22 protein-coding genes are annotated in these 23845 nt (G+C 71.4%); 15 read left to right on the top strand and 7 right to left on the bottom strand.

The window, feature by feature from the left end:
* Positions 1-2 precede the first annotated feature (2 nt).
* From uvrC to ABTW64_RS10860, 10 genes are all read left to right on the top strand, one after another.
* Complete coding sequence (gene uvrC, locus ABTW64_RS10905) at positions 3-2024, top strand: excinuclease ABC subunit UvrC (protein WP_350622261.1); 2022 nt, start codon at positions 3-5, stop codon at positions 2022-2024.
* A gap of 10 nt (positions 2025-2034) precedes the next feature.
* On the top strand, positions 2035-2934 hold the full coding sequence (rapZ, locus tag ABTW64_RS10900) for an RNase adapter RapZ (protein ID WP_350622259.1): 900 nt from the start codon (positions 2035-2037) through the stop codon (positions 2932-2934).
* Positions 2935-2945: 11 nt separating this feature from the next.
* On the top strand, positions 2946-3860 hold the full coding sequence (locus tag ABTW64_RS10895) for a CE1 family esterase (RefSeq protein WP_350622257.1): 915 nt from the start codon (positions 2946-2948) through the stop codon (positions 3858-3860).
* A 103-nt stretch (positions 3861-3963) separates the two neighbouring features.
* Positions 3964-4935, top strand: coding sequence for a DNA-binding protein WhiA (gene whiA, locus ABTW64_RS10890; protein WP_350622255.1), 972 nt, complete (start codon positions 3964-3966; stop codon positions 4933-4935).
* 228 nt (positions 4936-5163) lie between these two features.
* Positions 5164-5790 carry a superoxide dismutase gene (locus tag ABTW64_RS10885; RefSeq protein ID WP_350622253.1) on the top strand — a complete coding sequence of 209 codons (627 nt, stop codon included), beginning with the start codon at positions 5164-5166 and terminating at the stop codon, positions 5788-5790.
* 92 nt (positions 5791-5882) lie between these two features.
* Positions 5883-6890: a type I glyceraldehyde-3-phosphate dehydrogenase gene (gap, locus tag ABTW64_RS10880; protein WP_350622251.1), complete on the top strand. Its 1008-nt coding sequence runs from the start codon at positions 5883-5885 to the stop codon at positions 6888-6890.
* 95 nt (positions 6891-6985) lie between these two features.
* Positions 6986-8203, top strand: a complete 1218-nt coding sequence (locus ABTW64_RS10875) for a phosphoglycerate kinase (RefSeq protein WP_350622249.1) — start codon at positions 6986-6988, stop codon at positions 8201-8203.
* Entirely contained in the window at positions 8191-8985 is a 795-nt protein-coding gene (tpiA, locus tag ABTW64_RS10870) for a triose-phosphate isomerase (RefSeq protein WP_350622247.1), read from the top strand. Before ABTW64_RS10875 ends, tpiA begins: the two co-directional genes overlap by 13 nt.
* A gap of 9 nt (positions 8986-8994) precedes the next feature.
* Positions 8995-9243, top strand: a complete 249-nt coding sequence (gene secG / locus ABTW64_RS10865) for a preprotein translocase subunit SecG (RefSeq protein ID WP_350622245.1) — start codon at positions 8995-8997, stop codon at positions 9241-9243.
* Position 9244: 1 nt separating this feature from the next.
* Positions 9245-9598 (top strand): RNA polymerase-binding protein RbpA, encoded by a 354-nt coding sequence (locus tag ABTW64_RS10860; protein WP_350622243.1) that lies wholly within the window; start codon positions 9245-9247, stop codon positions 9596-9598.
* 60 nt (positions 9599-9658) lie between these two features.
* On the opposite strand, the gene pgl is transcribed toward ABTW64_RS10860, so the two are convergent.
* Genes pgl through tkt form a run of 6 tightly spaced genes read right to left on the bottom strand, consistent with a single transcriptional unit; the run spans position 9659 to position 17785 of the window.
* A complete protein-coding gene (pgl, locus tag ABTW64_RS10855; RefSeq protein WP_350622241.1) occupies positions 9659-10426 on the bottom strand; it encodes a 6-phosphogluconolactonase in 768 nt (255 codons plus the stop codon).
* Positions 10426-11364 (bottom strand): glucose-6-phosphate dehydrogenase assembly protein OpcA, encoded by a 939-nt coding sequence (locus ABTW64_RS10850; protein ID WP_350622239.1) that lies wholly within the window; start codon positions 11362-11364, stop codon positions 10426-10428. Before ABTW64_RS10850 ends, pgl begins: the two co-directional genes overlap by 1 nt.
* Complete coding sequence (zwf, locus tag ABTW64_RS10845; protein ID WP_350622237.1) at positions 11361-12908, bottom strand: glucose-6-phosphate dehydrogenase; 1548 nt, start codon at positions 12906-12908, stop codon at positions 11361-11363. Before zwf ends, ABTW64_RS10850 begins: the two co-directional genes overlap by 4 nt.
* Positions 12909-12948: 40 nt before the next feature.
* A complete protein-coding gene (locus tag ABTW64_RS10840) occupies positions 12949-14559 on the bottom strand; it encodes a glucose-6-phosphate isomerase (RefSeq protein WP_350622235.1) in 1611 nt (536 codons plus the stop codon).
* Positions 14556-15677, bottom strand: coding sequence for a transaldolase (tal, locus tag ABTW64_RS10835; protein ID WP_350622233.1), 1122 nt, complete (start codon positions 15675-15677; stop codon positions 14556-14558). Before tal ends, ABTW64_RS10840 begins: the two co-directional genes overlap by 4 nt.
* Complete coding sequence (gene tkt, locus ABTW64_RS10830) at positions 15674-17785, bottom strand: transketolase (protein ID WP_350622231.1); 2112 nt, start codon at positions 17783-17785, stop codon at positions 15674-15676. The genes tal and tkt overlap by 4 nt, the downstream gene beginning before the upstream one ends.
* Before the next feature lie 276 nt (positions 17786-18061).
* On the opposite strand from tkt, the gene ABTW64_RS10825 reads away from it, so the two are divergent.
* From ABTW64_RS10825 to ABTW64_RS10805, 5 genes are all read left to right on the top strand, one after another.
* Positions 18062-18994 carry a heme o synthase gene (locus ABTW64_RS10825; RefSeq protein WP_350622229.1) on the top strand — a complete coding sequence of 311 codons (933 nt, stop codon included), beginning with the start codon at positions 18062-18064 and terminating at the stop codon, positions 18992-18994.
* A gap of 1 nt (position 18995) precedes the next feature.
* Complete coding sequence (locus ABTW64_RS10820) at positions 18996-20444, top strand: MFS transporter (protein WP_350622227.1); 1449 nt, start codon at positions 18996-18998, stop codon at positions 20442-20444.
* A 78-nt stretch (positions 20445-20522) separates the two neighbouring features.
* On the top strand, positions 20523-21308 hold the full coding sequence (locus ABTW64_RS10815) for a lysoplasmalogenase (RefSeq protein WP_350622225.1): 786 nt from the start codon (positions 20523-20525) through the stop codon (positions 21306-21308).
* Positions 21309-21330: 22 nt separating this feature from the next.
* A complete protein-coding gene (locus ABTW64_RS10810; protein ID WP_350622223.1) occupies positions 21331-21846 on the top strand; it encodes a YbhB/YbcL family Raf kinase inhibitor-like protein in 516 nt (171 codons plus the stop codon).
* A gap of 96 nt (positions 21847-21942) precedes the next feature.
* Entirely contained in the window at positions 21943-22869 is a 927-nt protein-coding gene (locus ABTW64_RS10805; protein WP_350622221.1) for a hypothetical protein, read from the top strand.
* Here ABTW64_RS10805 and ABTW64_RS10800 read toward each other — a convergent pair.
* Positions 22850-23797 (bottom strand): COX15/CtaA family protein, encoded by a 948-nt coding sequence (locus tag ABTW64_RS10800; protein WP_350622219.1) that lies wholly within the window; start codon positions 23795-23797, stop codon positions 22850-22852. The two genes, ABTW64_RS10805 and ABTW64_RS10800, sit on opposite strands and share 20 nt — an antisense overlap.
* Between the last annotated feature and the right edge of the window lie 48 nt (positions 23798-23845).

Here is a 23845-nt window from a genome sequence, read left to right as displayed (position 1 = left end):
GCATGGCGGGGCAGCTTCCCTACAAGCCGAAGCCGGGGGAGATCCCCACCAATCCGGGGGTCTACCGCTTCCGCGACGCGCATGGACGCGTGCTGTACGTCGGCAAGGCGAAGAACCTGCGTCAGCGGCTGTCGAACTACTTCGCTCCGTTGCACACCCTGCACGAGCGCACGCGGCGCATGGTCACCACGGCCGCCTCGGTGGAGTGGACCGTGGTCCCCACCGACGTCGACTCCCTGCAGCTCGAGTACCAGTGGATCAAGGAGTTCGATCCGCCGTTCAACGTGCGCTACAAGGACGACAAGTCCTACCCGTTCATGGCGATCACCCTCGGTGACGAGGCCCCTCGCGTCATGGTCACGCGCAACCGCCGCATCCCCGGTGCCAAGTACTTCGGCCCGTATCCGAAGGTGTGGGCCGTGCACGACACGATCGACCTGATGATCAAGGTCTTCCCGATCCGCACCTGCAGCGACGCGTCGTACAAGCGGGCGATGCAGACCGGGCGCCCCTGCTTCCCCGGTCAGATCGGCAAGTGCGGCGGTCCCTGCTCGCACCGCGTGACGATCGAGGAGCACCGGGCGATCGTCGACGACTTCATCGCCTTCATGCAGGGCGGCGACGAGCGCTTCACCCGCGATCTGACGGCCCGCATGAAGGCCGCCGCAGCGGCCATGGACTACGAGCAGGCGGCGGTGCTGCGTGACAAGCTGACGTCCATCGAGGCCGTGCTGAACAAGAGCGCGCTGGTGCTGCCGAGCGACACCGACGCCGACCTGTTCGGCGTCGCCGAAGACGAGCTGTCGGCCGCGGTGCAGCACTTCGTGATCCGCGGCGGCCGCGTGCGGGGCGTGAGCTCCACGACGATCGACAAGGAGCTCGACATCGCGGGCGGCGATCTCGTCGACCAGATCCTGCAGCGGGTCTACGGCGACGCCGCGCCCGCGGACATCCCGCGGCGCGTGCTCGTGCCCGTCCTGCCGCCCGACGCCGACGAGCTCGAGGAGTGGCTGCGCGTGCGGCGCGGAAAGGCGGTCGAGATCGCGGTCGCTCAGCGCGGTCAGCGCGCCGAGCTCCTGCGCAACGCCACGCTCAACGCGCAGCAGGCGCTGCTGCGACACAAGACGCGGCGCACGAGCGACTACGCCGCGCGCACGCAGGCTCTGAGCGACCTCCAGGAGGCGCTCGGCATGGACGAGGCGCCGCTGCGCATCGAGTGCTTCGACATCTCGCATCTGCAGGGGACCAACGTGGTCGGCTCCATGGTCGTGTTCGAGGACGGGCTGCCTCGCAAGGATCAGTACCGGTCGTTCTCGATCGCCGAGACGACCGACGACACCGACTCGATCCACCAGGTGCTCACGCGCCGGCTGGCGCACCTCGACCGCCCGGAGGAAACCGGCGATGCGGCCGAGGCGCAGGCCGCCCCGGCCGAGGCGCAGGAGGTCGCCCCGGCCGAGGCCGGGGTCGTGGTGGAGACGCAGCCGAAGAAGCGCCGGCGCTTCGCCTACCCGCCGCAGCTGCTCATCGTGGACGGCGGCAAGCCGCAGGTCGAGGCCGCGGCGCGCGCGCTGCGCGAGTCCGGGCACGAGGAGATCGCCCTGTGCGGCATCGCCAAGCGGCTCGAGGAGATCTGGCTGCCCGGCGATGACTTCCCGGTCATCCTGCCGCGCACCAGTGAGGCGCTCTACCTCGTCCAGCGCCTGCGCGACGAGGCCCACCGCTTCGCGATCTCGCACCAGCGGCGCCGGCGCAAGCGCGACATCCGCAGTGTGCTGAGCGAGGTGCCGGGCCTCGGCGAGACCCGCATCAAGGCGCTGCTGCGGCACTTCGGATCGGTCGCCGCGCTGCGCAGCGCGACGGTCGCCCAGATCGAGGAGCTGCCGGGCATCGGCCCGAAGCTGGCAGAGACGGTCCACCGGCACCTGCAGGCCGCCGAATCGCCCGACGCGCCCGCCGGGCAGTCGGCCCCCGCGATCGACGGGCTGGCGGCCGTCGCCACGGCGGACGGCGCGACGGCATAGGGTGGAGCTGATGATCGACGACGCGGGGCAGCGCGGCGAGGAGCCGGGTGGCACGGGTGAGGTGCTGATCGTCACCGGCATGTCCGGGGCCGGTCGGTCGACTGTGGCGAACGCCCTCGAGGACCTCGACTGGTACGTCGTCGACAACCTGCCGCCTCAGATGCTCCGGCCGCTTCTCGACCTCGCGGGCCGTCTGGGGGGCCGGCTTCCGCGCGTCGCCGCGGTGGTCGACGTGCGCGGACGAGACCTGTTCGCCGAGCTGCCCGCCGAGGCCCAGGCGATCCGGCACAGCCGGAATCTCCGCGTGGTCTTCCTGGACGCGTCCGACGACGTCCTCGTGCGCCGCTTCGAGGCGGTGCGCCGTCCGCACCCGCTGCAGGGCAACGGCACGCTCGTCGACGGCATCCAGCGGGAGCGCGCGCTGCTGCAGCCGTTGCGCGAGAGCGCGGACGTGATCATCGACACCACGCGGTTCAACATCCATCAGCTCGCGAACCGGGTGTCCGACCTCTTCGCGGATGCCGAGGCGCCGGCGCACACGCTCACCGTGCAGAGCTTCGGCTTCAAGTACGGCGTACCGCCCGACGCCGACCTCGTGGCCGACATGCGGTTCCTTCCGAACCCGTTCTGGAACGACGACCTGCGCGCGCTGACCGGTGAGGACGCGGAGGTCAGCGAGTACGTCCTCGGCCAGGAGGGCGCCACCGACTTCCTCGACGCCTACGCGACCGCGCTGCGCCCCGTGCTCGCGGGGTATCAGCGCGAGAACAAGCGGCACTCCACCGTCGCGGTGGGCTGCACCGGCGGCAAGCATCGCTCCGTCGCGATGGCGAACGCGCTCGCCGAGCGACTCAAGGACGTGCCGGGCGTCGCCGTGCGCGTCCGCCACCGCGATCTGGGTCGCGAGTAGACGTCGGTCCCATGCGCGAGCCGACGCGCCACGAGCCGACGCGCCACGAGCTGCGGATCGACGGCCGGCTGCGCGCGTTCACGGCGGTCGGGGCCGACGAGGGCCCCGAGGGCCGCGCTCTCGTGATCGCGTTCCACGGCTCCACGCAGACGGGCGCCGGCTTCCGCGATTTCACCGGCCGCGCGCTCGACCGGCTCGCCGCGGAAGGGCGAGCGGTGGTGCTGTATCCGGATGGCTGGCGCGGCCACTGGAATGACGACCGCCGCGAGAACTGGTTCGCGGCGCGACGTGTCGGCATCGATGAGGTGGCCTTCTTCCACGCCCTCGTCGCACACGCCGCCGAGCGCTATCGCACCGGGCCGGTCCACGTGGTCGGCTACTCCAACGGCGGCGAGATGGTGCTGACGCTGCTGCACCGCGTACCGGAGGCGCTCGCGGGAGCCGTCGTGATCTCGGCGACGCAGCCCGTGCCGGAGAACTGGCTCTCCGAGCAGGGCGGGACGTCACCGCGGCCGTCCCCGGTCGTCGTCGTCCACGGCACGGCGGACCCTGTGGTCCCGTACCACGGCGGTCCCATGCCCTGGTATGCGCGCTGGCTCTTCCGGGTCTCGGGAGCGGCCCTGTCCGCGCCCCAGACGGCTGAGTACCTCGCGCGCCGCAACGGCATCGACGCCGCTCCGGACGAGGCTGAGGTGCCCTCCCGTCGGGGCATGGTGCAGCCGGCCCGGCGGGCGCGGCAGCGCCCCGCGGTGTCGCGCATCCGCTACGGCGCGGGGCCAGGGGAAGTGGTGCTGTACCGCGTCGAAGGCGGCGGGCACACCGTGCCGGGGTCGCCCCCGGCGCCCGCCATCCTCGGCGCGACGGCGGATGTCCCCGCCCTCCAGGATGTCGTGGGCGCGCTGATCGAGGGAGCGCACGCCGAGTAGCGCCCCTGGCTGGGAAGTAGCCCCCGGGTGAGACGCCCGCCTGCCCGGTAGGCTGTTCCTTCGCGCCCGCTGTGGCGCTGCAGTCTGAGAAGTGGGGAGAACGGTGTCACTGACCGCCGATGTCAAGGCCGAGCTGATCGCGGTACGGGACCCGCGTCCGACCGTGCGAGTCGCTGAGCTGACGGCGCTGCTGCGCTTCGCCGGCGGGCTGCACTCCATCGCCGGCCGCGTGGCGGTCGAGGCCGAGGTGGACACCCCCGATCTGGCACGCCGCACGGCACGCGACATCGCCGAGATCTACGGCGTGCGCCCCGAGCTGGCCCGCATCCAGGGCTCTGGCAGCCGTGAGGGCGAGTCGTTCGCGGTGCGCGTGGTGGACGGCGGCGAGACGCTCGCCCGGCAGACCGGCCTGCTTGACATGCGTCGGCGGCCCGTGCGCGGACTGCCCAACCGCCTGACCACCGGCTCGCGCGACGACCTGTCGGCGGTCTGGCGTGGCGCGTTCCTCGCGTCGGGGAGCCTGTCCGAGCCGGGCCGCTCCGCCTCGCTTGAGATCGCCTGCCCGACGGGGGAGGCCGGCATGGCTCTGGTCGGCGCCGCGCACCGCATCGGCATCGCCGCCAAGGCGCGGGAGGTGCGCGGCGTGCCGCGCGTGGTGGTGCGCGAGGCCGAGGCCATCCGGGGCATGCTCGTCGCGATGGGCGCGGCTCAGACGGCCGACGAGTGGGACCAGCTGCGGCAGCGCCGCGAGGTGCGCGCGGGCGTGAACCGCCTCGTCAACTTCGACGACGCGAACCTGCGCCGCTCGGCGCAGGCGGCGGTCGCCGCGTGTGCGCGTGTGGAGCGCGCGCTCGAGATCCTGGGCGACGAGGTGCCCGCGCACCTGCGCCAGGCGGGGGAGCTGCGCCTCGCCCACCGAGATGCGAGCCTCGACGAGCTCGGTCACCACGCCGAGCCGCCGCTCACGAAGGACGCCGTGGCGGGCCGCATCCGCCGGCTGCTCGCGATGGCCGACAAGCGGGCCGAGCAGGACGGCGTGCCCGGCACCGAGTCGGCCGTTCCCGCCGGCTCCTGAGCCGTTCCCGCGCCCGCGCTCGGCGGGCCCGCGCGAGGCGCGGGTCGGGGTATCCGCTGTGGGCTCGGCCTGACGAGGCCGACGGGCGCGGTCGGTGTCCGGCGTCCCGTCAAGGGGCATCCCCAGGGGGTTCGGCGTCACTAGGATGAGGATCGTCCGGTCCCGTCGCGCGAGCGACGCGGAGGTACACCGATAGCGCCGGCAGCCCGGCGCGGATGGGAACATCGCATGGCTGTCTACACCCTCCCCGATCTGCCCTACGACTACGCGGCGCTCGAGCCGCACATCTCGGGCAAGATCATGGAGCTGCACCACGACAAGCACCACGCCACCTACGTGGCGGGCGCCAACACGGCGCTCGAGCAGCTGGCCGCCGCGCGTGAGAGCGGCGACTTCGCCAACGTGAACAAGCTCGAGAAGGACCTCGCGTTCCACCTCGGCGGTCACACCAACCACACCATCTTCTGGAACAACCTCTCGCCGAACGGCGGGGGCGAGCCCGAGGGCGAGCTCGCCGCCGCGATCGCCGACCAGTTCGGCTCGTTCGCCGCCTTCCAGGCGCAGTTCGGCGCCGTCGCCAACGGCATCCAGGGCTCGGGCTGGTCGGTGCTGGCCTGGGACGCGATCGGCCAGCGCCTCGCGATCTTCCAGCTCTTCGACCAGCAGGGCAACGTGCCGCTGGGCCTCACGCCGCTGCTCATGCTCGACATGTGGGAGCACGCGTTCTACCTCGACTACCTCAACGTGAAGGCGGAGTACGTCAAGGCGTTCTGGAACATCGCCAACTGGCAGGATGTCGCCGCCCGCTTCGACGCCGCTCGCGAGAAGACCGCCGGACTGCTCGTCGCCGGCTGAACGACGCCAGATCCCGGCGGGGTGCGTGCCCGCCGGGATCGGACGTCATACCCACCGCGCGCGTCCGCGCGCTAGACAAACAGGAGACCTCAGTGTCCGTCAGGATCGGAATCAACGGCTTCGGCCGCATCGGCCGCAACTTCGTCCGCGCCGCTCTCGCCCAGGGCGCAGACTTCGAGATCGTGGGTGTCAACGATCTCACCGACAACAAGGCGCTCGCGCAGCTGCTCAAGTACGACTCGGTGGGCGGCCCGCTGGGCAAGGACGTGACCTACGACGAGCAGTCGATCACGGTCGACGGGAAGACCATCCGCGCCTTCGCCGAGAAGGACCCGGCCGCCCTGCCGTGGGGCGAGATCGGCGCCGACATCGTCATCGAGTCGACGGGCCGCTTCACCAAGCCCGATGACGCCGCCAAGCACCTCCAGGGCGGCGCCCGGAAGGTGCTCATCTCGGCGCCGGCGAGCGGCCCGGCTCCCACGTTCGTGATGGGCGTGAACGAGGACCGCTACGACCCCGAGAACGACCACGTCATCTCGAACGCGTCGTGCACCACGAACGCCCTCGCGCCGCTGGCCAAGGTCTTCCAGGACGCGTTCGGCATCGAGCGCGGCTTCATGATGACCGCGCACGCCTACACGGCCGACCAGAACCTGCAGGACGGCCCGCACAAGGACCTCCGTCGCGCGCGTGCGGCCGCGGTCAACATCGTCCCCACGTCGACCGGCGCCGCCAAGGCCATCGGGCTCGTGCTGCCCGAGCTGCAGGGCAAGCTCGACGGCACCAGCTACCGGGTGCCCGTGCCGACCGGCTCGATCGTCGATCTGACCCTCGTGACGAAGGACGGGCTGACGAAGGACGAGATCAACGCCGCGTACGCGGCCGCCGCTGCGGAGGGGCGTCTCAACGGCATCCTGCAGTACTCGGAGGACCCGCTGGTGTCGAGCGACATCCAGCTCAACCCGTTCTCGTCGATCTTCGACTCGGGCCTGACCAGCGTCGCCGGCCCCCTGGCCAAGGTCTCGGCCTGGTACGACAACGAGTGGGGCTACTCGAACCGTCTGGTCGACCTCGCGGAGTACGTCGGCGAGCGTCTCTGACGCGACAGACGCGATGCATGTGAGGGCCCGTCGGCACCGGAGATCCGGAGCCGGCGGGCCTTCGCCGTGGGCGCCCGCGGGGTAGAGTCGGATCGATGTCTCTGCGAACTCTCGAATCCCTCGGTTCGGTCGCCGGCAAGCGCGTCATCGTGCGCTGCGACCTCAACGTCCCGCTCACGGACGGACGCATCACGGACGACGGGCGCGTGCGCGCGTCGCTCCCGACCCTGAACGCGCTGATCAACGCGGGCGCTCGCGTCGTGGTGTGCTCGCACCTCGGCCGCCCCAAGGGGGAGCCCGACCCGCAGTACAGCCTCGCGCCGGTCGCCCAGCGGCTGTCGGAGCTGCTGGGCAAGCCTGTCGCCTTCGCCCGCGACACGGTGGGCGAGTCCGCCCACGAGGCGGTCGAGGCGCTCGAGGACGGCGACGTCGCGGTGCTCGAGAACCTGCGCTTCAACGCGGGCGAGACCGCGAAGGACGATGCTGAGCGTCGTGCCTTCGCCGAGCAGCTCGCGGGTCTCGGCGATGTGATGGTGTCGGACGGCTTCGGCGTCGTGCACCGCAAGCAGGCGAGCGTGTACGACCTCGCCGAGCTGCTGCCGAGCGCGGCCGGCCTCCTGATCGCCGCCGAGCTCGACGTGCTGGACCGCCTCACCGAGAACCCCGAGCGTCCGTACACGGTCGTCCTGGGCGGATCGAAGGTGTCCGACAAGCTCGGTGTGATCGACCACCTCCTGCCGCGCGTCGACCGTCTGCTGATCGGCGGCGGCATGCTGTTCACCTTCCTCGCGGCGCAGGGGCACAAGGTGGGCGCGAGCCTGCTGGAGCAGGACCAGATCGATACCGTGCGCGGCTACATCCGCGCGGCGGAGGAGAAGGGCGTCGAGCTCGTGCTGCCGACCGACGTCGTCGTGGCGTCGGCCTTCGGCGCCGACGCCGAGCACGAGGTGACGGCGGCCGACGCGATCGAGGAGACGGCGTTCGGCGCGTCGGGTCTCGGCCTCGACATCGGCCCGGAGACCGCGGCCGCCTTCGCCGACGCGATCCGCGGCTCGAAGACGGTGTTCTGGAACGGTCCCATGGGGGTGTTCGAGCTCGCGCCGTTCGCGGCCGGCACCAAGGCCGTCGCGCAGGCGCTCACCGAGGTCGACGGCCTCAGCGTCGTGGGCGGCGGCGACTCGGCCGCGGCCGTGCGCCAGCTCGGCTTCGACGACGACCGCTTCGGCCACATCTCGACCGGCGGCGGTGCCAGCCTCGAGTTCCTCGAGGGCAAGAAGCTTCCCGGCCTGGAGGTGCTCGGATGGTCGCTGTGACGACGCGCACCCCGCTGATCGCGGGGAACTGGAAGATGAACCTGGACCACCTGCAGGCGGTCGCCTTCGTGCAGAAGCTGCACTGGGCCCTGAAGGACGCCAAGCACGAGTTCGACGCGGTCGACGTCTCGGTGTTCCCGCCGTTCACCGACATCCGCAGCGTGCAGACCCTGATCGACGCCGACAAGATCCCGTTCGGTCTCGGCGCGCAGGATCTGTCGGCGCACGACTCGGGCGCGTACACCGGCGAGATCTCGGGGGCGTTCCTGAAGCGGCTCGACGTGGCCCAGGTGATCATCGGTCATTCCGAGCGCCGCGAATACCACTCGGAGAGCGATGAGCTGGTCGCCGCCAAGGTCAAGGCCGCGCTGAAGCACGGGCTCGTGCCCGTCGTCTGCGTCGGCGAGACCGCCGAGGATCTCGAGAAGCATGGCGCGAGCGCCGTGCCGGTCGGACAGCTCGAGGTGGCGCTCGACGGCGTCGCCTCGACGGCGGAGATCGTCGTGGCGTACGAGCCGGTCTGGGCGATCGGCTCGGGCCAGGCGGCCACCCCCGACCAGGCGCAGGAGGTGTGCGCCACGCTGCGCGACGTCGTGCGCGCGAAGCTGGGTGACGACGCCGCGGCGCGCACGCGCATCCTGTACGGCGGCTCGGTCAAGGCGGCCAACATCGCGAGCTTCATGCGCCAGCCCGACGTCGACGGCGCGCTCGTCGGCGGAGCTAGCCTGCTGGTCGACGAGTTCGCGGCGATCATCCGCTTCCAGAAGCACGTGGGCGTGTAGGGTAATCCGGTGCAGATCATCGAATTCATCCTCCAGGTGCTGCTGGGCATCACCAGCCTGCTCCTGACGCTGCTGATCCTGCTTCACAAGGGCCGCGGCGGCGGACTGTCCGACATGTTCGGCGGCGGCATGTCGCAGGCGATCGGCTCGTCGGGCCTCGCCGAGCGCAACCTGAACATCATCACCATCGTGCTGGCGCTGGTGTGGTTCTTCTCCATCGTGGGCCTCGGCCTCGTGACCAAGTTCCAGGTGATCTGACATGGCTGTAGGAGGAAACGCGATCCGCGGCACCCGTGTGGGCTCGGGCCCGATGGGCGAGCAGGACCACGGTCACCACGCCGAGCGCATCGCCGTGAGCTACTGGGACGGCCTCGGCAATGAGACGGTCCGCTACTACGCCGCCGGGGTGCCCGAGGAGGAGATCCCGGACATCGTCGACCACCCGAACTCGGGTCTTCCCGCCGGTCGCGACAAGGACAACCCGCCGGCCGTGGCGAAGAACGAGCCGTACAAGACGCACCTCGCCTACGTGAAGGAGCGTCGCACCGACGACGAGGCCGAGCAGCTGCTCGACGAGGCGCTGCAGAAGCTCCGCGAGAAGCGCGGCCTCTGATCCGCATGACGAAGGCCCCCGCCGATGGCGGGGGCCTTCGTCATGCGTGGGGGAGCACCCTCAGTAGTCCGGGTCGATGAGATCCTCGGGCACGTGCGCGGCGGCCTCCCGGTCGACGAACACGATCGTGCCGGCGGTGCCCTCGGCTCCTGCGGCCGGCACGCCCGCATGTCCGGCGCCGGCGAGCATCAGCCCCAGCGCGGATGCCTTGTCGGCACCCGCGACGACCATCCAGATGTGCGCCGACGAGTTGATCACGGGCAGGGTGAACGTGATCCGCTCCGGCGGGGGCTTCGGCGACTCGCGCACGGGGAGCACGGCGCGATCGACGACCAGCACCTCGCCCCGGTCGGGGAACAGCGAGGCGATGTGGCCGTCGGGCCCGACCCCCAGGAAGCACACGTCGAACGCCGGCCACGGGTGCTCGGCGGTGCCGAAGCGCGCGAGTTCGGCCGCATACGCGTCGGCCGCCTCGTCGAGCGTCAGCTCCTCGCCGGTCGCCGCCGGCTCGTGCACGTTCTCGGCCGGCACCCCGACCCTGTCGAGCAGCGCGGCGCGTGCCTGGCCCGCGTTGCGCTCTGCGTCGTCACGCGGAACGAACCGCTCGTCGCTCCACCAGAAGTGCACGAGCGACCAGTCGATGTTGCCGGCCCAGCCGTGCTCGGCCGTGGCCTGCAGCACGGCGGACCCCATCGAGCCGCCTGTGAGCGAGACGTGCACCGTGCGACCCTCCTGGGTCAGCTGGGCGATCTTGCCGACGAACCGATTCGCGACGTTCTCCGCGAGCTGCGCCTTGTCGGGCAGCACCACCACTCTGCGATCCGTCATCAGGCGGATCCTCTCGGCTCGGCCAGTCGCGACCAGCCCTCGCTGATCACACGGCCGTAGAGCCGATCGGGGTCCAGGCGGCGCAGCTCCTCCGCGAGGCACTCGCGCAGGGAGCGACGCGGCAGGTGCAGCTCATGATCCGGCTGTCCGGGCTGGGTGAGCAGCGCGAGCGAGTCGGTCTGACGCTCGAGCACGATGTCGCCACCGGGGCGGGTGAGCCGCACCGAGTGGATCCCGTGATCCCAGACCGACGGGTCCTCGTACTGCCAGTCGACCGGCAGCTCGAGCGCGAGGCCGAGCCACGCGGCCAGCAGCGCGGTCGAGGGCGACGTGGAGGCGCCGCGCACCGACACCGCGGTGACCGGCTCGTAGGGCGGCTGATCGAGCACAGCCGCCAGCTGCTCGCGCCAGCGCGTGAGTCGCGTCCAGGCCAGGTCGGTGTCGCCCGGTGTGTACGAGCTCTCCAGCTCGGTCAGGCGGTCGGCCGAGTGCCGCGCGGTCGACGAATCGGTGATGCGGCGCTGCGCGATACGGCCGAGCGCCGAGGCGCCGGGCCGCACGGGCGGATCGTCCGGCCACCATGCGACCACGGGCGCGTCGGGCAGCAGCAGTCCGGTGAGCAGCGTCGACTCGTTGCTCGCGGCGTCGCCATACGCGCGCAGCACGATGACCTCGCTCGCGCCGGCATCGCCGCCCACGCGGATCTGCGCGTCCAGGCGTGCCTCCCCGCCGGGCTCGGTCATCAGCACGATCACGCGCATCGGGTGCTCGCGGGACGCGTCGTTGGCCGCCTCGATCGCATCCTCGCTGAGCCGGTGGTTCGACTTGATCACCAGGGTGAGCACACGTCCGAGGGCGACGGCGCCGCCCTCCTCGCGCGTGTCGATCAGCTGGCGTGCGACCTTGCTGACGGTGGTGTCGGGCAGATCGATGATCACGGGCGCCTCCAGACGCGGCCGTCGCGGGCCAGGAGCTCGTCAGCGGACGGCGGACCCCACGAGCCCGGGTCGTACTGTTCGACCGGGCCGCCCTGCGCGGCCCAGTACTCCTCGACGGGGTCGAGGATCTTCCACGACAGCTCCACTTCCTCGTGACGGGGGAACAGCGGCGGGTCGCCGAGAAGCACATCGAGGATGAGCCGCTCGTACGCCTCGGGACTCGCCTCCGTGAAGGCATGCCCGTAGCCGAAGTCCATGGTCACGTCGCGCACCTGCGTGCCGGTGCCGGGAACCTTCGATCCGAACCGGATCGTGACGCCCTCGTCGGGCTGGACGCGGATCACGAGCGCGTTCTGGCCGAGCTCGGCCGTCTGACCGCGCGAGAACAGGTGCTCGGGCGCGCGCTTGAACACGACCGCGATCTCCGTGACGCGACGTCCCAGTCGCTTGCCGGTGCGGAGGTAGAACGGAACGTCGGCCCAGCGGCGCGTGGCGATCTCGAGCTTGAGCGCGGCGTACGTCTCGGTGGCCGACTGCGGGTTCATGCCCTCCTCTTCGAGGAAGCCGCACACCCGCTCACCGCCCTGCCAGCCGCCCGCGTACTGGCCGCGGGCCGTGGCCGTCGACAGGTCGTCCGGCAGCCGCACGGCGGCGAGCACCTTCTCCTTCTCGGCACGCAGGTGCTCGGCCGACAGGCTGATCGGCTCCTCCATGGCCGTGAGCGCGAGCAGCTGAAGCAGATGGTTCTGGATCACGTCGCGGGCGGCGCCGACGCCGTCGTAGTAGCCCGCGCGCCCGCCCACGCCGATGTCCTCGGCCATCGTGATCTGCACGTGGTCGACGTAGTTGCGGTTCCAGATCGGCTCGTACAGCTCGTTGGCGAAGCGCAGGGCCAGGATGTTCTGGACCGTCTCCTTGCCGAGGTAGTGGTCGATTCGGAAGATCGAGTCGGCCGGGAAGGCCGCCTCGAGCGCGTCGTTCAGCTCTCGCGCCGACGCCAGGTCGTGCCCGAACGGCTTCTCGATCACGACGCGGCGCCACCGGTCGTCATCGGGATTGTCGTCCACGAGGCCCGAGTCGAGCAGCTGCTGCGCCACGACCGGGAACGCCTTGGGCGGGATCGACAGGTAGAACGCGTGGTTGCCCATGGTTCCGCGCTCGACGTCCAGCCGGTCGACGGTCTCGCGGAGACGACGGAACGCCGCGGCGTCGTCGAACTCGCCCTGCACGAAGCGGATGCCCTGCTGCAGCTGCTGCCAGGTCTCCTCGCGGAACTCCGTGCGCGCGTACTGCTTCACGGCATCGTGCACGACCTTCGCGAAGTCCTGGTCCTCCCAATCGCGGCGCGCGAACCCGACGAGCGCGAAGCCCGGCGGAAGCAGGCCGCGGTTGGCGAGATCGTAGACCGCGGGCATGAGCTTCTTGCGCGACAGGTCTCCCGTCACGCCGAAGATCACGAGCGCGCTCGGGCCCGCGATGCGGTTCAGCCGGCGATCGCCGGGATCGCGCAGCGGGTTGCGCCCGCGCGAGATGTCGACGGTCATCGCGTACGACCTTCCCGGGTGCTGGACGCGTGGGTCCGGGTCACTGCGCCGCCTCGAACAGCGCCAGCACCTCGGCCTGCGGGTCGGTGAGCGTCAGCGTCACGACCGGACGGCCGTGTTCGGCGAGAACGGCCGCGTCGCCGGCGGCCTGCGCCTCGATCAGCTGTCCGAACGTGAACGGGCGCTCGGGGATCTCGACATCGACCTCGGTGCGCTCGGTGATCTGCAGGAACACGCCCTGCGCCGGACCGCCCTTGTGATACTGGCCGGTCGAGTGCAGGAACCGCGGACCCCAGCCGAACGTCGTGGGCCGACCGGAGTCGGCCGCGACCATCTCGCGCAGACCCTGCAGCTGCGGGATCTCCAGGCGATTCACGTAGGCCTGGATCGAGACGTAGCCATCCTGCGGGAGCGTTGCCCACAGCGCGTCGAGCACGCTCTGGATCGTGCCGCCGGCCGCGAGGGCGGGGTCGCTCACGCGCACCTCGACGCCCGCCTCGACGAACGCCGGGGCGGTGGGCTCGGGACGCGCGTCCAGCAGACCGCGGGCGGCGACCTTGGCCGACTCGACGTCGGGCTGGTCGAACGGGTTGATGCCGATCATGCGCCCCGCGATGGCCGTGGCGTACTCCCACACCACGAGCTGCGCGCCGAGCGTGCCGCTGACGAGCACTTCGCCCGGATGGCGGTGCTCGACCTCGTCGGCGTCGTCGACCAGGCGCACGATCTGCAGGTCGCCCGGCTTGCTCTCGAGCTCGGGCGACACGGGCAGCAGCACCACGGGCAGGATGCCCGTGCCGAGCTTGCCGGTCGACTCGGCGATGAGCTGCTCGATCCAGTCGGGGAGACCGACGATGTGGGTGCCGTCGGTGATCAGTCCCAGCTTGTCGCGGCGGACGCCGTCCGGCGAGGAGGAGCCGGCGATCGCGGCCGCGAGCACCAGAGCCGGGTTCTCGGGGGCGTCGATCGCCACCTGCAGCAGCGACGCCTCGGCCTCGTCCAGCAGCTCGTCGATGTCGGCGCCGGCCAGGCCAGAAGGCACCAGGCCGAAGGCGGTCAGCGCCGAGTAGCGCCCGCCGACCGTCGGGTCCGCGTTGAAGACGCGGTAGCCCGCGGCGCGCGCCGACTCGTCGAGCGGCGAACCGGGATCGGTCACGACGATGATCCGCTCTGCGGGGTCGATGCCGAGGTCGCGGAACGCGGCCTCGAACGCCCGCCGCTGCGAGTCGGTCTCCACCGTGGAGCCCGACTTCGACGACACCACGAGCGCGGTGCGCTCCAGGCCGCCGTCGAGCGCCGCGAGCACCTGGCCGGGCGCCGTGGAGTCGAGGATGGTCAGGTCGACGCCGGCGGTCTGCGTGATGACCTCGGGGGCGAGCGACGAGCCGCCCATGCCCGCGAGCACGAAGCGGTCGACTCCCTTCGCGCGCAGCTGGTCACGCAGCTCGAGGATCTCCGGGACCAGCGGACGCGACACGGACACCGCCTGGACCCAGCCGAGGCGCTTCGACGCCTCGTCCTCGGCGTCCGGGCCCCAGAGGGTGGGGTCGAGGTTCGTGATGCGGGAGGCGACCATGTCCTCGATGAGCGCCGGCAGGTGCGTCGCGACCGCGGCCTCCGCAGCGCCCGACACGCGGATGGAGATGGTCACGCGTCCGTTCCCTTCGCCGCTCCCTCGAGCGCGCCGGCGACGGTGGCCTGCAGCTCGTGCCATGAGGCGATGAACTTCTCGACGCCCTCCGACTCGAGCACCTCGGTGACGTCGGAGAAGTCGACCCCGATGGCGGCCAGCTTGTCGAACAGCTCATGCGCCTCGGCGTATGCGCCGGTCACGGTGTCGCCCGTGACCTCGCCGTGGTCGAACGTCGCCTCGAGCGTCTTCTCGGGCATGGTGTTGACGGTGCCCGGCGCGACGAGCCCCGTGACGTAGAGCGTGTCGGGCAGCTCGGGGTCCTTGACGCCGGTCGAGGCCCAGAGCGGACGCTGCACGTTGGCGCCGGCGGCCACGAGGTCCGTGGCGCGGCTCTCCGCGAAGCGCTTCTCGTACAGCTCGTACGCGAGGCGCGCGTTCGCCAGGCCGGCCTGCGACGTGAGCGCCGTGGCCTCGTCGGTGCCGATCGCCGCCAGGCGCTTGTCGACCTCCGTGTCCACGCGCGACACGAAGAACGACGCGACCGAGTGGATGCCCGACAGGTCGATGCCCGCGTCGCGCGCCTTCTCGAGGCCCGCGAGGTAGGCGTCGATCACGGCGTCGTAGCGCTCGAGGCTGAAGATCAGCGTGACGTTGACGCTGATGCCGGCGCCGATGACCTCGGTGATCGCCGGCAGGCCGGCCTTCGTCGCGGGGATCTTGATCAGCACGTTCGGGCGGTCGACGCGCGCGGCCAGGTCCTTCGCCTGCGCGATGGTCCCCTCGGTGTCGTGCGCGAGATCGGGGGAGACCTCGATCGACACGCGCCCGTCCACGCCGTCCGTCTCGTCGTAGATCGGCCGGAACAGGTCGCACGCGTTGCGCACGTCGTCCGTGGTGATCGTGAAGATCGCCTCGTCGACGTCTGCGCCGGCGCGCGCCAGCTGCTCGACCTGGCCCTCGTAGGCCTCGCCCTTCGAGAGCGCGAGCGCGAAGATCGTCGGGTTGGTCGTCACGCCCACGACGTCGCGCGACCTCATGAGCTCTGCCAGGTTGCCCGACAGGATGCGCTGACGCGAGAGGTCGTCGAGCCAGATGCTCACGCCGGCGGCGGACAGCTCAGCGGTGGGGGTGGTCATGCGTTCTCCTTGATGGTCTCGCGGGCCGCGTCGACCACGGCCTCGGCGGTCACGCCGAACTTCTCGAACAGGGTCTTGTAGTCGGCCGACGCGCCGAAGTGCTCGATCGAGACCGAGCGGCCCGTGTCGCCGACGACGGGGCGCCAGCTGAGCGCGAGACCGGCCTCGACCGACACGCGCGCCTTGACCGACGCCGGCAGCACGCTCTCGCGGTAGGCCTCGTCCTGCTCGGCGAACCATTCGAGGGAGGGTGCCGACACGACGCGGGCGTTCACGCCCTCGGCGGCGAGCGTCTCGCGCGCGGCGACGGCCAGCTGCACCTCCGATCCCGTGGCGATGAGGATGACGTCGGGCGTGCCGTTCGGGGCCTCGGCGAGGATGTACGCGCCCTTCGCCGCGAGCGACGCCGAGGCGAACGTGTCGCCCGATGCCGCGCCGCCGTTCTGATCGTCGCTGGCGCGCTCGAACACCGGGATGTTCTGACGCGTGAGCGCGATGCCGGCCGGTCCCTTGCGGCGTCGCAGCATCTCGAGCCATACCGCGGCGGTCTCGTTCGCGTCGGCCGGGCGCACGACCGTGAAGTTGGGGATGGCGCGCAGGGCCGTGAGCTGCTCGATCGGCTGGTGCGTCGGGCCGTCCTCGCCGAGGGCGACGGAGTCGTGCGTCCAGACGAAGATGCTCGGGATGTCCATCAGCGCCGCCAGGCGGACCGAGGGACGCATGTAGTCGCTGAAGATCAGGAACGTGCCGCCGAAGGCACGCGTCGGCCCGTGCAGCACGATGCCGTTGACGATCGCGCCCATCGCGTGCTCGCGGATGCCGAAGTGCAGCACGCGACCGTAGGGGCTGCCCGACCACTCGTGCGTCGACCACTGCTCGGGGATGAACGACGGCGCGTCCTTGATCGTGGTCAGGTTCGACTCGGCGAGGTCGGCCGATCCGCCCCACAGCTCCGGAAGCCGCGCAGCGAGGGCGTTGATCACCTGGCCCGAGGCCGCGCGCGTCGAGACGTCCTTGCCGGCGTCGAACACCGGCAGCGCCGACTCGATGTCGTCGGGCAGCTCGCCGGTCTGGAGGCGGTCCCACAGCGCCTTGCGCTCGGGGTTCGCGTCGGCCCACGCGTCGAACCTCTCCTGCCACTCGGCCTTGGCGGCGGCGCCGCGCTCCGCGAGCGAGCGGGTGTGGGCGATCACGTCGTCCGCGACGGCGAACGTCTCGTCCGGGTCGAAGCCGAGGGCCTTCTTGGTGGCGGCCAGCTCGTCGGCGCCCAGGGCCGAGCCATGGATCTTGCCCGTGTTCTGCTTGCCCGGCGAGGGCCAGCCGATGATCGTCTTGAGCACGATGATCGAGGGCTTCGACGTCTCTGCCTTCGCGGCCTCGATCGCGTCGTACAGGGCGGCGACGTCCTCGACGTACTCGCCGGTCTTCTTCCAGTCGACGGTCTGCACGTGCCAGCCGAGCGCTTCGTAGCGGGCCGCGACGTCCTCGGTGAAGGCGACGTTGGTGTCGTCCTCGATCGAGATCTGGTTCGCGTCGTAGATGACGACGAGATTGCCGAGCTGCTGATGGCCGGCGAGCGAGGATGCCTCGTTGGTGACGCCCTCCTGGATGTCGCCGTCGGACGCGATCACGTAGACGAAGTGGTCGAACGGGCTCTCGCCCGCCGGAGCGTCGGGGTCGAACAGGCCGCGCTCGTAGCGCGCGGCGTAGGCGAATCCGACCGACGAGGCGAGGCCCTGGCCGAGCGGTCCTGTGGTGATCTCGACGCCGTCCGTGTGGCCGAACTCGGGGTGTCCCGGCGTCAGCGAGCCCCACGTGCGCAGCGCCTTGAGGTCGTCGAGCTCGAGGCCGAAGCCTCCCAGGTAGAGCTGCACGTACTGCGTGAGCGACGAGTGGCCCGCCGACAGGATGAAGCGATCGCGTCCCGCCCAGTGCACATCGGCCGGGTCGTGCCGCATGACCCGCTGATACAGCAGGTAGGCGGCGGGCGCGAGGCTCATCGCCGTGCCCGGGTGGCCGTTGCCGACCTTCTCCACGGCGTCCGCCGCGAGAGCGCGGGCCGTGTCCACGGCGCGCCTGTCGATCTCATCCCAACGCAGTTCCGTCACCGGATGCCCTTTCGTGGTGGGGTGGTGCGCCTGTGCGGGCCGCTCGGCGGGGCCGTGTGGGGCCACCGCGGGGCGCCCGGCCCGGGCGCGCGTGTGCCCCCAGCATAGTCCCGGGGCCCACCCCGGACGTGCCCCCTTGACGCCCGCCGAAAGGGGCCCCGCCGCGCCGCCGCGCGCACCCCGCGGAGGCGGCCGCACCCGCCGGATGCCCTAGACTGGACGGGCCTGTGCCTCTGTGTGCGCAGGCAGCGGGACATGGGTGCGGTGAGGAGAGGCATGGCCACGACGACCATCGGCGCCGAGCGCGACACGAGCGGCCGCGACAAGGCCGGGGTGGGGCGCAAGATCCGCGCCTACGTCGCGCTGACCAAGCCGCGCGTGCTCGAGCTGCTCCTCGTCTCGACCGTGCCCGTGATGTTCCTCGCCGCCGACGGGCTGCCGAACCTGTGGCTCGTGCTGGCGACCGTGATCGGCGGCTCGCTCAGCGCCGGCTCCGCGGCGGCCTTCAACATGTACATCGATCGCGACATCGACGCGCACATGCAGCGCACAGAGAAGCGGCCGATCGTCACCGGCGAGATCTCGCCGCGCAATGCGCTCGTCTTCGCGTGGACACTCGCGATCGTGTCGACCGTGTGGTTCCTGGTCACGACGAATCTGCTCACGGCAGCGCTGTCGGCGACCGCGATCTTCTTCTACGTCGTGATCTACACGATGATCCTGAAGCGCCGTACCGAGCAGAACATCGTGTGGGGCGGCATCGCCGGCTGCTTCCCGGTGCTGATCGGCTGGGCCGCCGTCGCGAACTCGCTGGACTGGGCTCCGTTCATCCTGTTCGCGCTGGTGTTCCTGTGGACGCCGCCGCACTACTGGCCGCTGTCGATCAAGTACGCGGCCGACTACGCCAACACCGACGTGCCGATGCTCGGCGCGACGCGCAACGGCGTGCAGGTCGGGCTGCAGATCATCCTCTACGCGTGGGCGACCGTGGCGTGCTCGCTGCTGCTGATCCCGGTCGCCGGCATGGGCGTCGTCTACACGGTCTCGGCGCTCGTGTTCGGCGGGTGGTTCCTCTACGAGTCCCACCGCCTCTACAACCGCACCGTGCGCGGTGAGGTCGCGGGGCCGATGCGCGTCTTCCACGCATCGATCACCTACCTGACCCTCGTCTTCGTCGCGGTCGCGATCGACCCGCTGCTGCCGTTCTGACGTGAGCGAGCCTGCCGAGCGGCGCTGGCCGGCATTCTGGGTCTGCGTCGGCGTCGCCGCCGTCACGCTCCTGGATCTCAGCAAGGTCAACGTCGCGATCCCGTCGATCGAGCACGGCTTCGACGTCGGATCCACCGAGCTGCAGCTCATCCTGTCGGGGTACGTGCTGGCCCTCGGCCTGCTCATGGTGCCGATGGGGCGCATCGGCGACCAGCGTTCCCGCCGCACCCTCTTCGTGGTGGGGCTCTCGCTCTTCACCGTCGCGAGCGCCGTCTGCGCGGTCGCCCCGGACGCGACGGTGCTGATGATCGGTCGCGTCGCGCAGGGCGTGGCGGCAGGCATCCACATGCCGCAGGTGATGGGGCTCATCCAGCAGCTGTTCCGGGGGCGCGAGCGCGGTCGGGCCTTCGGGCTCTTCGGAGCCACGGTCGGACTCGCCACGGCGCTGGGACCGGTCGTGGGCGGGATCTCCATCGCTCTGGCGGGCGAGGAGTGGGGCTGGCGGGCGATCTTCTGGATGAACGTGCCCCTGTGCGTCGTCGCCATCGTGTTCGCGCTCCGGCTGCTGCCGCGCGCGAGCGGCCCCCGACGCCGACTGGAGCTCGACCCCGTCGGCATCCTGCTGTTCGGCGGCGTGGTGGTCGCGCTCATGCTGCCGTTCCTGTTCACCACCGGCTCGCCGGACGACCCGCCGGCCCGGTGGTGGTCGCTGCTGCTGTTCGCGGCGCTGATGACGGTGCTGATCCTGTGGGAGCGCCGCTATGCGGCCAGCGGACGCACGCCCCTGCTGCCCCTCGGGCTGTTCGCCACCGCCTCGTTCCGCAATGGCGCGCTCGTGGGCAGCGCCTATTTCATGGGCATGCCCGCGATGTTCCTGATCACGACGCTGTACCTCCAGAGCGGCGTGCGCATGTCCGCGCTCGACGCCGCGCTCGTGGTGATCGGCTTCGCGCTCGCGAGCGCGGTGACGTCGTGGCTGGGAGGACGCATGGTCGCCGACCACGGACGGCGCCTGGTCGTGTTCGGCGTCGCGACCATGCTGGTGGGGATCGCGGGGCTCGTGGCGGCCGCGCTGCTGGCACCGCCCGAGCACGTGGGCTGGATCATGGGAGCCGTGATGGTGGTGGCCGGGCTCGGCGGAGGCTTCGTGGTCTCGCCCAATCAGACCCTGATGTACGCGGACATCCCTGTGAAGCAGGCGGGCCTCGCCGGTTCGGTGGGCCAGCTCGGGCAGCGGATCGGCTCCGCCATCGGCATGCCCGTGGCCATGTCGCTGTTCTACGCGACGATCTACCGGGAGCAGGATCACGAGGCGACGCTGGTCGTGTATCACGACGCCTACGCGTTCGGCATGCTGGCCGTGGGCGGGTTCATCCTGATCGCGCTGGCCGCCGCCGTGGTCGACCTCGCGCAGCGGCGCCGCGCACCCGACGGCCCGCCGGAGGTCTGACCCGGCCCGTGCCGACCGGTGTCCCGGCGCGGCGGGGTGAGCACGTGCGGACGCTGGGCGGCCTCTAGAGTCAGGATCGTGCAACGGAGCATCACCGCGTGGCCCCCTTTTCTGGCGTACGGCGCGATCGTCGCGATCCATCTCGCCCAGATCGTGATCGGCGACCCGGGCCGCGGCATCGGCAAGGCGCTGCTCATGCCGGTGCTGCTCGGCGTCGTGCTGTGGCTCGCGCTCGGTCGCCACCGAGCGGCGTTCCACGGTCGGCGGGAGCGGACGGGGCTCGTGCTGCTCTGCGTGGGCATCGCCTTCTCATGGGCGGGCGACGTGCTGCTCGAGATGTCGTTCCTGATCGGCCTGAGCGGCTTCGCACTCGCCCATATCACGTACATCCTGCTGTTCACGGGCCCGGCGCGCTCTCACCGGCCCACCGCCTGGGCCGTGGCGCCCGTCGCGTGGACGGCGCTGCTCGTGCCGGTGCTGTGGCCTCATCTCGGGGAGCTGGCCGTGGTCGTGCTGCTGTACGCCTTCGTGCTCGCCGGCACCGCGGCGACGTCGACGGGCGTCAGTGCCGCCGTGGGCATCGGCGGTGCGCTGTTCCTGGCGTCGGACTCGCTGCTGGCGTTCCGCCTGTTCTGGCCCGACTTCGCCTCGGTGTTCCCGGATCCGTGGCAGGACGTCACGGTCATGGCGCTGTACTGCGCGGGGGAGGGCCTGATCGCGTACGGGGTGGTGCGCCGGCTGATCGAGGGGCCGCTGTGCGAGGGGCCGCTGAGCGAGGGGTCGGCGACCGGCGGGCAGGTGCGCGAGCGAGGCGGGCTGGACGAGCCGGCGCCGAGCGGTCTGCCACGCCCGCGGCGGCGATAGCCTGGGCGAGGAAGGAGGCTCCATGTTCTCGTATGACCCATACGCCCAGCTGGCCACGTTGCGCGACTTCGCGCCGTTGACGCTCACCAGCACCGACATCGCTCATGACCAGCCCCTGCCGCGCGCGCAGTGGGGCGCTGCGGGCGGAGGATCGGACACCTCGCCCCAGCTCAGCTGGTCGGGGGCGCCCGAGGGGACCAAGTCGTTCGCGCTGTCGTGCTTCGACCCCGACGCCCCGACCGGATCCGGATTCTGGCACTGGGCGGTGTACGACATCCCGGCTGACGTGACGGAGTTCCCGACCGGTGAGACCCCGGCGGGCATCACGCTGCGCAACGAGACCGGCGTGCCCGGCTTCATCGGCGCCGGCCCGCCTCCCGGCACAGGCGTGCACCGGTACTTCTTCGTGGTGGACGCTCTGGACGTCGAGCATCTCGACATCGATGAGAGCGCGACGCCCGCGGTGCTCGGCTTCAACCGGCATTTCCATTCGCTCGCGCGGGGGATCCTGGTGTCGACGGCGACGAGCGACAGCTAGCAGGCCGCTCACGACCGTGCCGTTCGCGGGCGGTCGGGGAGATCTGCCCACCGTCGCGGCTCGGGGCGCAGGCGAAGAGCGGCCGATACTGGCAGTATGCCGTCATATCGTCGCCGCGCCCGTTGGGCACTGGCGGCGGCGGTGGGCATCGTGCTCGCGGCCGGCCTGACGCCCGCCGCCGCGGCAGACGAGAACGGACTGGACAGCGCGGCGCGCATCCTGACGTCCGGCGAGGTGGCGCTGCGCACCGCCGACGCGGACGACGAGGGCTTGGAGCGGGGCAGCGCGTACTGGGAGGTCGAGCTGGCTCTGGCTCCCGGAGCGGCGGGCTACGTCGCGACCTGGCAGCGCGAGGCGGGAACCTGGGGCTCGGCGCACGAGGCGCGTGCCGCGCTCGAGGAGCGCGGCGTGGTGCGCGCCTACGTCGAGCGCCGTCACTGCGTGTTCCGCGGGCTCTCCGACGCTCTGTTCACACGGATGGCGCCCGACGTCTTCATCCGCCGCTACGGCGACGAGCGGGGCGCGTGGCAGGCCCCGCCCGTGCTGCAGGATCGGCTCACGCGGGAGTGCCGCGAGAGCGTCCCCGCCGACGAGGGCGATTGGTCACCGGAACGGATGCCGGCCCGCACCGACCCGGCGACGGGGCACGTGCGCGTGCGGATCCCGGTGGCTGCGCTCGGTGAGGGCGAGCACACGCTGTTCGTCGTCCCCTACGGCTACGCGGACGACGGGTCGTGCGTGCACCGCTGGCCGGAGGGCGACTGGGTGTCGTGGGCGTGCGCGTTCGAATGGGGGGAGCCGTCGGTGGCCACCGTCACGGTGCCGGCCCCTGCGGCCATCAGCGCCTCGACCAGCGGACGCGGGGACCGGCCTGCGGCATCCGCGCTGCTGCTCGGCGTCGGCGGCGTGCTGGGTGTCGCGTTCGTCGGCGTGCTGATCACCCTGGTGACCGTGAGACGCCGCGAATCGGCACGGCGCTCGGCGGACGCGCCGGCGGCGGCCTTCAGTCGACCGGCTTCTTGAGGCGCAGCACGACGACCGTGAAAGCCGCGGCTGAGAGCGCCGCGAGCACCATGTGGATGCCGACGAGCAGCTCGGGCAGGCCGTTGCGCGCCTGGATGACGCCCACGACGACCTGCACGGCGATGATCGCGAGCAGCGCGACCAGCCAGCGCACAGGGCGCAGCCGGCGCACCGCGGCGGCCGCCGCGAGCACGACGACAAGCACGAGCAGGATGTACCCGGGCCACGAGTGCACGTGCGCGAGCACGGTGGCGTCGAAGCCGGTGCGGATCACGTCGGCGTCGCCCGAGTGCGGCCCGTTCGCGGTCGTCAGCACGCCGAAGAAGATGGTCGCCGCCAGGGCCAGCGTGGTGACGTGGGTCAGGATCGCGAACCAGGTCGGCACCACGCGCTCACGCGGCCCCGACCTCTCGGAGGCGCGCACGAGGTACGCGGCTGTCAGGGCGACCAGAGTGACCGACGCGACGTAGTGGAAGCCGACGATGAACGGGTTCAGCCCCGTCCACACCGTGACGCCGCCCACGACGGCCTGGGCGACGATGCCGCCGAGCACGACGGACGCGAGCACGACGAGGTCGCGGCGCGCCCGGCCGCGCCGGATGGTCAGGATGAGCACGGCCAGGGCGAGCAGACCGACCACGCCGGTCATGGTGCGGTTGCCGAACTCGATCAAGCCGTGCACCCCGAGCTCGGCCGTCGGCACCAGCGACTCCGGCGTGCACAGCGGCCACTCCGAGCAGCCCAGCCCGGATCCGGTGAGCCGCACGGCGCCGCCGGTGCCGATGATCGTGACCTCGGCGAGGAACGACAGCCACGCGAGCACGCGCAACAGGCGATCCCGGACGGGCCCGTGTACGACGGAGGCGTCGGCGGAGGCGGCGGAGGCGGTGGTGGTGGCGGCGGAGGCGGTGGTGGTGGCGGCGGACATGGCGGTGAGCCCTCCTGGCGAGCCCTGTGTGCGGGCCGATAGGGCCCT

Origin of the sequence: Microbacterium sp. NPDC096154 (assembly GCF_040302945.1) — a bacterium.
GTDB lineage: Bacteria > Actinomycetota > Actinomycetes > Actinomycetales > Microbacteriaceae > Microbacterium.
This window is presented reverse-complemented; position numbering and strand designations above follow the sequence as displayed.